Origin of the sequence: Anaerococcus porci (assembly GCF_034090325.1) — a bacterium.
Lineage (GTDB): Bacteria > Bacillota > Clostridia > Tissierellales > Peptoniphilaceae > Anaerococcus > Anaerococcus porci.
Genome location: NZ_JAXDSU010000065.1, coordinates 42,696 through 55,080, shown reverse-complemented (window position 1 = coordinate 55,080; position 12,385 = coordinate 42,696). Strand labels below are relative to the sequence as shown.

The window sequence follows — 12,385 nt, the reverse complement described above, 5'->3', positions numbered from 1 at the left end:
GGAATTCATAGACAAGTTGGCTATGGGTGGAGTTGATATTTACGAAAAATCAAACTGCCAAGAGAAGATGGCTGAAAAATAAATAATGTATTAAGACAAAGTCCAAATAGGACTTGGTGTTTTTTGGATTTATTAAATAATTTTCGCCTTAAAATATATAAAAAAAATCCCAAATATTGTACAAATTTGCTATAATATATGTAAGCTATAAAATGTAGAAGGGAGAATTACAGTAGCAAATGAAGTCAAATAATTTAAAAAAATTAGTATTATTAGCAGCTATTTCAACATCTGTCCTTATACAAACAGACAATGTTTCTCATGCAGATACTAATAAAAATAATATTGAAGACAAAAATGAAGTAAGCCCTCAAAATCTTAATAAGGCTCAAGATGAACTAAATAAGGCCGAGTCTGACCTAATTAAGGCAGATAATGATCTAAAAAATGAAGAAAAATCATATAAGGACTTATCAGAAAGTGAAAAAAAACTTGAAGAAGATAAGAAAAACGCTCAATCTAAAGTAGATATAAGCAAGGATAATTTAGAAAAAGGCGTAGAAGATAATAAGAAAAATTATGAAAATACTTTAAAAGAAGCCCAAGCTAGTCTAGCTAAGGAAAAAGAAGACTTAGAAAAGGCTAAAAAAGAAGAAAGCATATCAAAAAAAGAACTAGAAGAAGATACTAAGGCTAAAGAATCTGAAGAGAAAAAAGCTAAGGAAAATAACAAAAAGGCCTTAGATGAAAAGAAAAACCTTGAAAGTCTTGAAAAAAGTTTATCAGACAGGAATAAGGAAAAAGAAAATCTTGTAAATAATATCTCACAAAAAGATAAGGCTATAAATGATAAGACAAATTCATTAAACAAGGACAAAGAAAGTGTTCAAAGTAATAAAGCAAATATTGAAAAAATCAATAAAGAGATAAAAACTTTAGAACAATCTATAGAAAATTCATCTAAAACCATAGAAGATCTTAAAAAATCTTTAGACGATTATAATAAGACTTCTGATGAAGTTAAAAAAATCAAAGAAGAACTTAGCTTAAAAGAAGATGAACTTAAAAAAATCGAAGATAATATAAAGTCAAAAGATGTAGAAATCACAGGTTTAGAAAATAAGCTAAGTGAAGTTAATAAGTCTATAAAAGATATTGAAAATTCTATCAAAGAAATTGATAAAAAAATATCATCATTAAACAATGATAAGTCTAAATCTCTAACTGACCTAGCCAAGGCAAATGATGATATTTTAGAAAATCAAAATGACCAAAAAAGACTTATTAAAGATAATAATGATATAGAAAGTGCTATAACAGAAAATATAAAAAATATTGAGCCTATAAAAGAAGAAAAAGCTAAAAAAGATCAAAGTTTAGCTGACTTAAAAAATCAAGAAAAATCCTTACTTGATGAAATAAATAAAAGAAAAGCTGATCTAGAAAATCTCAAAAATTCTGCTACAAAAACTATAACAGAAGAAGATAAAAAGAAAGCCCAAGCTCAATGGGATAAGGGTTCAGTAGGATTTTTTGAGAAGATGGGCTCACAAAAGGCTCTAGATGTATTTACAAAACTTCCTATACCAAAAGATGCTAGCCACAAAGAAAGACTTGATGAAATAGGAGCAGAGTATTTAGAAAAAAACAAGCTAATAGGTAAAGAGGATTCAAGAAAACTTGAATACATGAAAAAATCAATCGAATCTTTAAAAATAGTAAATGCAAAAAGACAAAAAGATGGTGGAATTGATGGTAAGAAATTAAGTGTTTTAAAAGTAAATGATTATGTAATGGCTGTTGCACAAGCTAATGCAAATTATTCAGCCAATAAAATGGATCATGCTAAAATTCATGACCAAACATTTGAAAATTTAGCTTGGAATCCTAATTTTAATGCAGGTAAATCAGATTATCCAAATATAGAGAGTCCATTAGAAGGATGGTGGGATATAGAAAAAAAAACATTCGATTATCTTAGATCCATAGGGGTCAATTCTAGAATGGATATGCAAAAGTATATAGCAAACCATAAAAATGAATTAAAACAATTAGGATATGAACCAAAAGTAGGACATTATACAACTTTAGTAGATGATAATATGTATAATAATTTTAAATTTGGCGATTCAATTAGTGCAGGTTACGCTATAAGAGAAGGATTATACGGTTATGTTCACTCCGTAGTTTTAAATCCTGAAGCAGATAATGAAAAATTATATTCAATAGAAGACTATGAAAAAAGACTAGATGACTATATGAAAGACCTCAAAGATACTATAAATGGGGTAGCTAAGCTTGATGAAAAAACAAGTCGAGAAATAAAAGAACTTGAAGCTAGAATTAAAGATCAAGAAAATGCTCTTAGCCGAAAAAGACAAGAAATTAAAGCCTTAGAAGAAAATATAGCTGTATTAGATGATCAAATTAGTGCAAATAATCAAATAAACAAAGACAATAAAGAGATAATAAAGAAAAATAAGGTGGATTTAGAAAAGCTAAAAACTGATAAAATAGCTCTTGATAATAAGGTTAAAACTTTAAAAGAAAATATAGCTAAGCTCGATGGAAAAATCTCAGATGAGAATAGCAGGAAAAAAGAAAAGCAAAATAAATTGTCTGAACTTACAAAAGAATCCAAAACTTTAAACGATTCACTAAAGATTAAGAAAGATGAAAAAAACACCTTAAATAACCAAAAAAGTGATTTGGCTAAAAATATAAAAGAGCTTAATGATAAAATTCAAAATTCATCATCAAATTCAAAAGAATTAAGTGAAAAAATAAGATTAGAAGAAGAAAATCTTAAAAATCTAAAAGATAAAAGGGATACAAAAGTTAATGAAGTAAAAGCTTTAGAATCTCAAAATGAAGCTCTTAATAAGGATATTAATGACCTTTATGAAAGTGTAAAAATATTAGAAAATGAAAAGGCAAATTCTCAAAGACTTTTAGATGATAAAAATAAAGAAATAAAAGCAAATGAAGAAGATATTTCTAACAGTAAGGCTAGCTTAAAGGCATTAGAAGAAGAACTAAATAATTTAAAACTTAAAGAAGAAAAACTTAAAGCTTCTAAAAATAAAAATGACCAAGATAAGGCCACTATTAAAAAATTAGAAGATAAGATTAAATTAACTAATGAAAAATATAGTAAATTAGAAAAATTATTGCAAATGGCTAAAGCCATAAACTTAGATAATCCTCAAAGTTTTGAAGATTTTGATAATATAAAAGCTTTATATAAAGTATTTAAAGAAAGTCAAAAATCCTTAGATGATATAAATAATTTACTTAAGGAAGTAAAAGATAAAAAGAAGCTTAGTAAAGATAAATTAGAAGAATTAGAAAATCTTTATAAGAAAGCCAAAGCCTCTTATCTAGATTTTCAATTATTAGTAGATAAGCTAAAAGAAGAAAAATCTGAACTTGAAAAACAAAAATTATTAGAGGATGAAGAAAAAGTTGAGCAACCTTCTAAGAATGTAGAAAAAGAAGAAGAAAATAAGGTAGATGAAAAAGATCCAGAAACTAAAGATAAATATGAAAATAGCAGTCAAAAAATAAACAATAGAAAAAAATCTAATCAAAAACAAAGTTCAAAGGAAATAAAATACACTTATGAAAAGAAAAATCCTAAAACAGGAGTATCAAGTGGTCTATTAAGTCTAGTAATAGGATCAATTAGCTCTGCTGCAAGCTTTGTTTTAAGAAAAAAAGAAAAATAATAAGATAAATTTATAACTGACATCAAGAGTTAATCAAGGTGTCAGTTTTTTTGTCTAAATCATTCTCCCTTTGGGTCTCATTGATTAAAGTAAGTGAAAATGTTTAGTATTTAAGTAAAGTTTGCTAATATTTTATTTTCCATTATAGGCAGGCTTTAAACTGAAATCTATTTTAGCTTACATAGCTTTATTAAAAATTGGAAAATAAGGACAAAAAGGCTATAATAAGGATAGATATAATTAAAATTTTAGATATACTTAATAGTATTTTAATTAAAGGAGAGTTTATGGATAAACAAGCATATTATATAACAACACCAATATATTATCCAAATAGTAACCTACATATTGGTAATATTTATACTTCTGTTATAGCAGATGTTTTAAAAAGATATAAAAATTTACAAGGCTATGATGCCTTTCTTACAACTGGAACAGATGAACATGGTCAAAAGATTATGAATGCAGCCTTATCTCATGGGAGCCAACCTCAACAATTTGTAGATAAAATAGCTGGAGAAACTAAGCTTTTACTTAAAAAACTTGATATAGATTATGATTCATTTATAAGGTCAACTGATCCAAAACATGAAGAAAATGTACAAAAGATATTTCAGTATCTTTATGACAAGGGTGATATTTATAAGGGAGAGTATGAGGGATATTACTGCGAATCATGCGAGTCTTATTTTACAGAAAGTCAGCTAGATAATGGAAACTGTCCAGATTGTGGACGAAAAGTTGACTATCACAAGGAAGAGTCTTATTTTTTTAGACTTTCAAAATACACAGATAAATTAAGGGAACTTTTCAAAGACCACCCAGAGTTTCTTGAGCCTAAATTTAGGCAAAATGAAATGTTGAATAATTTTATAAATAAGGGACTTGAGGATTTGTCAGTTACAAGAAACACCTTTGATTGGGGTGTAGATGTTCCGTTTGATAATGAACATGTTGTTTATGTATGGATAGATGCACTTTCATGTTATCTTACAGCAATAGGATATGGTTATGACGAAGAGAAATTTAACAAATATTGGCCTGCATCAGTTCACTTGATTGGAAAGGATATAGTAAGATTTCATACTATAATTTGGCCTGCACTTTTGATGGCACTTGATATGCCACTTCCTAAAAAAGTTTTTGCTCATGGTTGGATTTTATTTGATAATGATAAGATGAGTAAGTCTAAGGGAAATATTATGTATCCAGAACCACTTGTTGAGCTTTATGGAACAGATGCCCTAAAATACTTCCTACTTCGCGAATTTAACTTTGGATCAGATGGAAACTTTTTATCTAAGAAATTCATGGATAGGTACAATTCTGATCTTGTAAATGACCTAGGAAACCTTCTTTCAAGAACTATTTCAATGATTTCAAAGTACAATGGTGGAGAAATAAAAAAAGGCAAGGAATTTGATGCTTTTGATGAAGATCTAATAAGACTTGCAGGTCTTACTTATGATAAGTTCACATCTTTGATGGATGAATTCAAATTCAATGAAGCTCTAGAAGTTTTATGGAATTTTGTAAGAAGATCTAATAAGTATGTAGATCAAACAGAACCTTGGATTTTAGGTCGTGAAGAAAAATATGATAGACTAAATACTGTTTTATATAATCTTGCAGAAAGTTTAAGAATTATAGCTCAACTTGTTGAGCCAATTATGAGAAATACAACTAGTGAGATTCTAAAACAACTAGGTGTAGAAAATTTTGGCTTTGAATCAGCTAAAGAATTTGGCCTTATAAAAGAGAAAACAAAGGTGAACAAAGGTAAAAACCTATTCAATAGGCTTGATACAGAAGAAGAACTTAAAAAACTTCATGACTTAAATAACAAATTAGTTGAAGAAAGACTTGGAGTTAAAATGGATGAAGATGACAAAAAAGAAAAAGAGGATAAGGTAGAAATCAAAATAGATGATTTTGATAAGCTTGACTTAGTTGTCGGTAAAATTCTTGAAGCAAAGGAACATCCAAATGCTGACAAACTTTTAGTTTTCAAGATTGATATAGGAAGTGAAAAGAGAACTATAGTCTCTGGTATTAAAAAGTTCTACAAACCAGAATATTTGGTTGGAAAAAATGTTGTAGTAATCAAAAATCTTAAACCTGTAAAAATGAGAGGAATACTTTCAGAGGGTATGCTACTTGCAGCAGGAGATGAAGCTGTTCTTCTTACCACAATAAAAGATGTAAAACCAGGTACGGTGATATCTTAATGGATTTAATTGATTCACATGCTCATTTATTAAGTGATGATTTTAATGATGACAGATCTTTTCTTATAAGGGATCTGTCTAATTTTGGTGTAAATTATGTAATAGTGCCATCAGTAAACCTTGAAAATTCAAGACAAATTGTTAAATTTTGTAATGAATATGACAACATTTATGGAGAGGTTGGATTTCATCCATCAGATGTGCATGAATATAGAGATGGGGATATAGAAAGATTAGAAGAGCTTTGTGAGAATGAAAAAGTTGTTGCTATTGGAGAGATAGGTCTTGATTATTATTGGAGAGACGATGATAAGAATCTACAAAAGGATATCTTTATTAAACAATTAGAGCTTGCAAGAAAAGTAGATCTTCCGGTTGTAATTCATTCTAGAGATTCTATTGATGATTGTCTTGATGTACTTAAGAACTTTCCTGATCTAAGTGTTCAAATTCATTGCTTTTCTTATACTTATAATCATCTAAGAGAGTGTATGAAAAGAGGATACTATATTTCAATTGGTGGGGTAGTGACTTTTAAAAATGCAGAAAATGAAAAAAATGCAGCTATAAATGTAGATTTGGATAAGCTTATGCTTGAAACAGACTCACCTTATCTTACACCAGAGCCATATAGGGGCTATAGAAATGATCCAAGAAAGATAGTAGAAGTTGCAAGAGAAATTGCGAGCCTAAGAGGTATGAAACTATCAAAGCTTTGTAAGAAAACTTCTAAAAATGCCAAAAGATTTTTTAATATAGGATAGATTATGATAAAAGAAACAATAGTAGTTGAAGGAAAAGATGATATTACTAATATTAAATCTGCCATAGATTGTGAGCTTATAGCAACCAATGGTCTTGCTTTTGGACATGATTTAATAGATAGATTAAAAGAGATAGACAAAAGATGTGGGATTATTATATTTACAGACCCAGACTTTGCCGGAAAAAAGATAAGGGAAAAGATTGCAAAAGAAATACCAAATGCAAAACATGCCTTTCTTGATAGGAATAAGGCAATAAAAAAAGGAGATTTAGGTATTGAGAATGCTTCAAAAGATGATATAATAAATGCTTTAAAAAATGCTCATGCAAGTACTAGACAAAGAAGAGAAGAATTTACAATCAAAGACCTACTAGATAATAACCTAACCTTATCTAAATCTAGCAAGGAAAGACGAGCAAGACTTGGAGATATTCTATCTATAGGATATTTTAATTCAAAACAACTCCTATCAAAACTAAATTCCTTTAATATAAGCCGAGAAGAATTTGAAAGTGCAGTAAAAAAGATATGAAAAAACTATATTCACCAAAGACAATAAAAGATATCCAGAAACTATATGGATTTAAATTTACTAAGTCTCTTGGGCAAAATTTCCTTATAGATAAAAACTTTGTAGATAAAATAATAGACTTATCTGAAGTAGAGGGAGAAAACATCCTAGAAATAGGACCGGGAATCGGAACAATAAGCCAAGAGATGGCTAAAACTTGCAAAAAACTTGTAGTAATAGAAATTGATAAAACCCTTATTCCAATTCTTAAGGATAATCTTGGAGAATTTTCAAATATTGATATAATAAATGCCGATATATTAAAGATAGATTTAGAAAAAGTTGTAAAAGAAAACTTCAATGGAGAAAGCTTTAAGGTCGTGTCAAATCTTCCTTACTATATTACAACTCCAATCATAGAAAAACTTGTTGAAAATGATCTAGCTTGTAAAGATATGACTATAATGGTACAAAAGGAAGTTGCAGATAGGATGAAAGCTGACGAAAGCATGAAAGATTATTCTTCTCTTTCTATATTTATAAAATTTTATTCAAATCTTATAAGTGGCTTCAAGGTTCCTAAATCAGTTTTTATGCCACAACCAAAGATAGATTCCCAAGTTTTAAAACTTGATTTAAGAATCTATGATAAAGATGTTGATAGGGATATTTTATTTAAACTTGTAAGGGCAGGATTTAATAAAAGGCGAAAAACTATCTTAAATTCTCTATCAAGTGTTATTGAAAAGGAAAAACTTAGGGAGATTTTTGAAAAATTAGGATTAAAGGAGAATTTAAGGGCTGAAAATCTATCCCTAGATGACTTTATTAAGATAAGCAATGAACTTGACAATTGAAATTAGCTATCAATTTAGTATAATATCTTATACAGAAAAAGATTTTAAGAAAAACAAAAGGAGATTTTATGAGTAAAGTAACAATATATACATCAAATACATGCCCACATTGTAAGGCAGCTAAAAATTATTTAAGAGAAAATAATATAGACTTTGAAGAAAAAAATGTAGATGAAGACAGATCAGCTATAGACTATCTTGTTGAAAAAGGATATAGAGGAGTTCCTGTAATAAACATAGATGGTGAAGATATGGTTGGATTTAACAAAAATCTAGTAGCTGAAAAGCTAGGATTATAAAACTAATATAAAAGAACCTTAGGGTTCTTTTTTAGTGCAGAAAAACTTATATATATTCAAATGAGTTAAGTATTAAAATTAAGGCTAAATTTATCTACTTTAAAACTATTAATTTCAAACTTATCTTTTTATTAAATTTTTAATGATTTATATATCAAACAAAAAAAATATTTTCAAACTTATTTACAAATAAATATTTATTAAAATAGATTGTATTCAAATAATAATTATATTGATAATCAATATCATTGACTTTTTTTAAATAGCACCCTATAATTTGACTTGACAAATATTAAATATTGTAAGGAGATAAAATGAAAAATAAAAACATAAAAAGAGCTATATCATTAACAGCTGTAGCTCTTGCACTTAATTTTGCACCTATTGTCAATAATAATACTAATAAAGAACAAATAAATATAAAAAATGAGAATATTAGTAGGCATAGAAGGTCACAATCAATTTCCAATAAGAACAATTATACTAAGATAAAGATAAATGGTGGCTATCTTGGTATTAGTGGGATTAATAAAGTAAAAATCAATGGAAAAGAATTAAATTACAGTTATATAAGCATCAATGGTGTAAAGGCAGGAAATCTAAAAGCAGATCCTAATTCATATGTTAAAGATAATAATGAATATGCTATTTATATTTTCCCGGCAGTTTCAAGTACAGATAAAATTGAATTTGAGGTATCTAAAGGATTTTTAGCTAAACCAATTTGGGTTGATTATAAAGAAAAGGGAGAAATTGATCTAACGGATGGAGGATATGCTGATTCTAAAGGAGAAAATAAAAAAGAAAATGAATTAAACCCCGTAATCAGACCTAATGAGAAAACAAAAGTAGATGATATTAAAAATCTAAGTGATGAAGTTATCAACAAGCTTATAAAAGAAGTTAAAGACTTAAATCCCAAAGCTGAAATAAGCAAAACAAGTGATGGTAAATTAAAATTTAAGTACAGTGATGATTCATCTAATGAAATAGAATTAAGCGATTTTTTTATAGAAAAAACGTCAGATGAGAAAATAGCTGATCTGAAAAAGGAAATAGAGAAAGCTAAAGAAGAACTATCAAAGGCAAACAACGATAAAGATAAAGCTATTAAGGAGAAAGAAACTGCAGAAAAAAAATTAAATGATGCAAAGGAAGCTGAAAATAAAGCAATTGAGGCTAAGAACCTAGCAGAGGCTAAGGTAAGCGAACTTGAGAAAGCTAAAAATTCCTCAGATCTTGAAATAGAAAGAGCTAAAAAAGAGGTAATAGATGCAAAGAATAAGCTTGTAGAAGCAGAAAACGCAAAAAAAGCAGCTGAAACAAGTCTAGAAAAAGCAAAAGAAGAAACAAATGCTGCTAAAAAAGAAGCTAGTGAAGCAAATGAGGCAAAAAAAACTCTAGAATCTCAAAAAGAGAGTCTTGAAATAGCAAAGGCTAATGTTGAAAAAGAGAAAAATAAGGTTGAAAGTGAAAAGAATGAGGCTATAAAGAGCTTAGAAAATGCAAGGACAGATTTTGATAAAAAATTAGCTGAAGCTAATAAAAAGCTAGATGATGCTAATAAGAAAGCTTCAGACAATAAAATTATATTAGATCAAAAAGAAAAAGAATTACAAGATGCAAATAATAAACTTACAGAAGCTCAAAAGAACCTAGAAATTCTTAAGAAATCAACAAGTACAACAGACAAACAAAAGGCTGAGCTTATAAAAAATCTAGAAAGTCTAAAAGAAGAATTAAAGACACTAAAAGCTGAAAAAGATGATGCTAATAAAAAATTAGAAGAAGCAGAAAAGGTCAAAAAGCAAGCTTTAAAAGAAAAAGAATTGGCAGAATCTCAAAAACTTGCAGCCGAAAAATCTAAAAATAAAGCTCTAGCAAAAAGTAAAGAATCAGAAAATAGCTTAAAAGAAGCCAATAATAAGCTTTTAAATAAAACTAATGAATTAGAAGGAATAAAAGATGCTTTGAAAAAGGCTCAAGATGCTGAAAAAATAGCTAGTGAAGCTAAAAAGAAGGCTGAAGATAAAATTGCTGAATTAGAAAAATCAAACAAAGCATCAGAAACAGAAAAAGCCCTAGCAAAAACTGAACTTGAAAAGCTTAAAAAAGACTTAAAAGAAAAAAGCAAGGAGTTAGAAAAAGCTAAAGAGGATGCAGCCAATTCATTAAAATTAGCTATCCAAAAAGCAGACGAGTCTATACAAGAAAAGGATAGGGAACTTATTAAGGCCAAAGAAGATGCCAAAAAAGCTCAAGATAAATTAAATGAACTCCAAAAATATCAAAATGTCTCAAAAGAGGAAATATCAAATATAAAAAATGAATTAGCTAAGGCAAATGATACAATTAAATCTTTAGAAAAAGATAAAGAAAATCTTAATGATGAGAAAAAGAAACTAGTAGAAAAAAATAATTCTATAGAACTTGCAAAAAATAAGGCCGAAAATGATAAAAATACTTTATCAGAAAAATTAGAAAAATCTAATAAAGAAATTAAATCTTTAAATGATGAAGTCAAGAGATTAAATAAGCTATCAAGTGATGCTGTTAAATCTCTAGATGACAAAACAAATGAGCTTATAAATACACAAAAATCATTAGAAGAAGCAAAGAAAAAGTTAAAGGAAGCTAAGGACAACGAAGCTAGTAAAGAAGAGATTATAAGCCTTGAAAAACAACTAGAAAATGCTAATACTCAAGTTAAAAAGCTAGAAAAACAAAAAGAAGAAGCAGAGAAAAAAGCAGAAAGCTCTAAAAAAGAAGCAGAAAATGCACAGGCTGATTTAAATAAGGCTAAAAATGACCTAGCTTTATTAGAAAAATCTAAAAACGAAGCCTTAGCCGGAAAGAAACAAGTAGAAGGTGAAAGAGATAAGCTTTTAGATGATCTATCAAATAAGAAAAAAGACTTAGAATCTGAAAAACAAAAAGCTCAAAAAGCTTTAGAAGATAAGAATAAGTCTGATAAAAAATTAGAAGAGGCCAACTTAGATAAGAAAAAGGCTCAAGACGATTTAAATAAGGCAAATGAAAAGATAAAGGGCCTTGAAAATGAAATTAATTTAGCAAATGATGTAAAAAATAAGGCTGAAAATAAAATTAAAGAATTAGAAAATAGTATATCTGATTTAAAAGCTAATGAAAACAAACTCATTGAAGAAAAAACAATTGCAAGTGACAAAATTGCAAATTTAGAATCTAATCTAGCTAAGGCAAAAAATGAGCTTCTAAATTCTGAAAATAAATTAAATGAGGCTTTAAATAAGGCTGAAACAACAGAAGAAGAGAAAGTAAATTTAGAAAAAGAACTAGATAATCAAAAGACTAAAGTAAAAGAATTAGAAAGCCAAAATGAAAGTGCAAAATCTGAGATTGCAAGATTAGAAAATGAATTAGCCGATGCAAATAATAAAAGAGCAAATGCTGAGTCTGAAAGGGATAAGGCCATAAATGAAGCTAATCAAGCAAAAGCTAAGCTTGAAAAACTTGAAGAAGAGAAAACTTATCTTGAAAATTCAAATAAAGAATTAAACGAAAAATTAAAAGAAGACACAGACAATAAGCTAAAGGTTGAAGAAGAAAATTCTAATGAAAAAGTAAATGAAATTTCAAATGAGAAAAAGACTGAAAAAGATACTGATATAGATAGAAATACATCAAAGCCATTAGATAATGATATAGGTAAAGAAGAAACTAAGCCAATTACAAATAAAGATGATAAAAAAGATCAAATGTCTAGCGAAAATAATGATACCCAAGATGATAAGGTATCTAATAATAAGCCTGGCTTAGAGAATAAAAATCAAGCTAAAGATTATAATAAAAAAACTATTAAAAATCCTAGTACATCAAAATATTCAAATGTAAAAACAGGAGTAGAATCTTCTCTTTCAAGCATACTTGTTCTAGCTATAAGCACAATAGGATTAAAATTAACTAAAAAAAGAAAATAATCAACTTAAAGACCAGATTCTTATTTGATCTGGTCTT

General features: G+C 28.0%; 7 protein-coding genes. All 7 read left to right on the top strand.

Annotated features, from left to right (window positions below; genetic code table 11):
* Window positions 1–239 precede the first annotated feature (239 nt).
* Window positions 240–3,728 carry a hypothetical protein gene (locus SOR60_RS07055; protein WP_320595576.1) on the top strand — a complete coding sequence of 1,163 codons (3,489 nt, stop codon included), beginning with the start codon at window positions 240–242 and terminating at the stop codon, window positions 3,726–3,728.
* Window positions 3,729–4,015: 287 nt separating this feature from the next.
* The gene (metG, locus tag SOR60_RS07050) at window positions 4,016–5,956 is read left to right on the top strand and encodes a methionine--tRNA ligase (RefSeq protein WP_320595575.1); all 1,941 of its coding nucleotides are present in this window, start codon (window positions 4,016–4,018) and stop codon (window positions 5,954–5,956) included.
* Entirely contained in the window at window positions 5,956–6,720 is a 765-nt protein-coding gene (locus SOR60_RS07045) for a TatD family hydrolase (RefSeq protein WP_320595574.1), read from the top strand. Before metG ends, SOR60_RS07045 begins: the two co-directional genes overlap by 1 nt.
* Before the next feature lie 3 nt (window positions 6,721–6,723).
* Window positions 6,724–7,254, top strand: a complete 531-nt coding sequence (gene rnmV, locus SOR60_RS07040) for a ribonuclease M5 (RefSeq protein ID WP_154540090.1) — start codon at window positions 6,724–6,726, stop codon at window positions 7,252–7,254.
* Window positions 7,251–8,090, top strand: a complete 840-nt coding sequence (gene rsmA, locus SOR60_RS07035) for a 16S rRNA (adenine(1518)-N(6)/adenine(1519)-N(6))-dimethyltransferase RsmA (protein WP_320595573.1) — start codon at window positions 7,251–7,253, stop codon at window positions 8,088–8,090. The genes rnmV and rsmA overlap by 4 nt, the downstream gene beginning before the upstream one ends.
* 68 nt (window positions 8,091–8,158) lie before the next feature.
* Window positions 8,159–8,389 (top strand): glutaredoxin family protein, encoded by a 231-nt coding sequence (locus SOR60_RS07030; RefSeq protein ID WP_154540094.1) that lies wholly within the window; start codon window positions 8,159–8,161, stop codon window positions 8,387–8,389.
* A 314-nt stretch (window positions 8,390–8,703) separates the two neighbouring features.
* Window positions 8,704–12,348 carry a hypothetical protein gene (locus tag SOR60_RS07025; protein ID WP_320595572.1) on the top strand — a complete coding sequence of 1,215 codons (3,645 nt, stop codon included), beginning with the start codon at window positions 8,704–8,706 and terminating at the stop codon, window positions 12,346–12,348.
* Window positions 12,349–12,385: the final 37 nt, after the last annotated feature.

Excerpts from the sequence above, each read along its gene's own strand:
- SOR60_RS07025 (WP_320595572.1), top strand. The coding sequence starts at position 8,704 with ATGAAAAATAAAAACATAAAAAGAGCTATATCATTAACAGCTGTAGCT.
- rsmA (WP_320595573.1), top strand. The coding sequence starts at position 7,251 with ATGAAAAAACTATATTCACCAAAGACAATAAAAGATATCCAGAAACTA.
- rnmV (WP_154540090.1), top strand. The coding sequence starts at position 6,724 with ATGATAAAAGAAACAATAGTAGTTGAAGGAAAAGATGATATTACTAAT.
- metG (WP_320595575.1), top strand. The coding sequence starts at position 4,016 with ATGGATAAACAAGCATATTATATAACAACACCAATATATTATCCAAAT.
- SOR60_RS07045 (WP_320595574.1), top strand. The coding sequence starts at position 5,956 with ATGGATTTAATTGATTCACATGCTCATTTATTAAGTGATGATTTTAAT.
- SOR60_RS07055 (WP_320595576.1), top strand. The coding sequence starts at position 240 with ATGAAGTCAAATAATTTAAAAAAATTAGTATTATTAGCAGCTATTTCA.
- SOR60_RS07030 (WP_154540094.1), top strand. The coding sequence starts at position 8,159 with ATGAGTAAAGTAACAATATATACATCAAATACATGCCCACATTGTAAG.